This window comes from Streptomyces sp. NPDC001093 (assembly GCF_040298985.1).
Lineage (GTDB): Bacteria > Actinomycetota > Actinomycetes > Streptomycetales > Streptomycetaceae > Streptomyces.
Map to the genome: position 1 here is coordinate 1 of NZ_JBEPBF010000282.1, position 1,844 is coordinate 1,844.

A 1,844-nucleotide genomic window follows, 5' to 3' on the forward strand; every position below is an offset into this window, starting at 1 on the left:
TAGCTTGACTCTGTCGGGGATCTTGGAGTTTCCCGGTGCGGCAGCATGGTCGACGGGGATGATCGGGGAGTTCCGCCGACCGTTGCAGCTGTCGAGGTGCCCGTTGTCCCTGCACCCCCGTTCCGGTGAGCACGTTCCGCCTCTGACCGCGCGGGTCGCGCGGGCGAGCAACCCGGGCGGCACGACGGCGATATGGGTGCGGGACCGGCTGGACGGGCTGTGGCGCGACGAGGACTTCGCGGACTGGTACCCCAGGGACGGGCGTCCGGGGCTCTCGCCCGCTCAGCTGGCCACCGTCTGTGTGCTGCAGTTCCTGCTCGGGCTGTCGGACAGGCAGGCCGCCGAGGCGGTCCGCTGCCGCATCGACTTCAAGTACGCGATGGCCATGGAGCTGGACGATCCCGGCTTCCACCACAGTGTGCTGGGCGACTTCCGCGATCGTCTCGCCGAGAACGGCCGTGCCGACCGCCTCCTCGACCTCGCACTGGCCCGCCTGAAGGAGGCCGGACTGGTGCGCGAGCGCACCACGCAGCGCACCGACTCCACGCACGTCCTGGCCGCGGTGCGTGACCTGACCCGCCTGGAGCTGGTCACCGAGGCGGTTCGCGCCGCACTCGAAGAGGTCGCAGGTATCTCTCCTCATCTGCTGGACGAGCTGGTCGACGAGGGCTGGGGGCTGCGCTACGGCCGGCCGGTCCGCCTGGGGAAGAACCCCACCAAGCCCATGACCAGGATTCTTGCCACCGGAAACGACGCCGTCCGGCTTCTGGAACACCTCTACCGCTACGGAGCGGACCGCATGTCCGGTCCTCGCATCCAGGCTCTGCGGCAGATCATGGTGCAGAACTATCACCGTGATGCCGCGGGACACCTGCGCTGGCGCACCGCCGAGAAGGAAGGCGGGGTGGGTCTGCCGCCGTCGTCGAGGGCGATCGTCTCGCCCTACGACACCTCGGCTCGCTACGCGAGGCACGGACACATCATCAGCTGGAAGGGGTTCGCCGCTCATCTGACCGAGACCTGTGCTGCCGACGGCCCCAACGTGATCACGGATGTCGCCACCACCGCGGCCACCACCCACGACAGCCAGGTCCTGCCCGGCATCCACACCCGCCTCGCCCGACGCGGCCTGCTGCCCGCCGAGCACCTGGTCGACGCCGGCTACACCTCTCTGCCCCACCTGGAACAAGCCGCCCGTGAACACCAGGTCACCGTCTCCGGTCCGCTGAAGAGCAACCCCACCCGCCAGCACCGCCGAGGCGAGGGCTTCGCCCGGGACGACTTCCACATCGACTACGACAAGCAGCAGGTCACCTGCCCCCAGGGACAGGTCAGCGCGGGCTGGCACGGCCCCTACCCGGCCTCCTCGCCCACCGCCGCCCCGCTGATCGTCGCACGGTTCACCAAAAGCCAGTGCCGCCCGTGCCCGGCCCGCACCCAGTGCACCAGCACCGCCGACAACGCCCGCACCGTGGGCTTCCCCCCACGAGAGCTCCGTGACCTGCAACTCCGCGTCCGCGCCGAGCAGCAGACGCCCGAGTGGAAGACGCGTTACGCGGTCCGCTCCGGAGTGGAGAGCACGGTCAACGAGTTCGCCCACGGGCACGGTATGCGGCGCTGCCGCTATCGAGGACAGGGAAAGGTCCATGTCCAGCACGTGTTGACGGCCATCGCCGTCAACATCGAGCGCCTCGGCGGACTGTCACCGGCTGAGGAAGCCCCCACACCCCGCCAGCCGACTGCCTTCCAGAACTACCTCGACCAGCGCGAGATCCCTCGCCTGAAGTCCTGGCGAACCCTGGGCAGTTGACTCCGCCGACACCAAGATCCCCGACAGAGTCAAG

At 69.1% G+C, this 1,844-nt stretch carries 1 protein-coding gene; it reads left to right on the forward strand.

What is annotated here, in order from left to right:
- The first annotated feature begins 103 nt into the window (after positions 1-103).
- The gene (locus tag ABT288_RS49865) at positions 104-1,810 is read left to right on the forward strand and encodes an IS1182 family transposase (RefSeq protein ID WP_351623441.1); all 1,707 of its coding nucleotides are present in this window, start codon (positions 104-106) and stop codon (positions 1,808-1,810) included.
- The last annotated feature ends 34 nt before the right edge of the window (positions 1,811-1,844 follow it).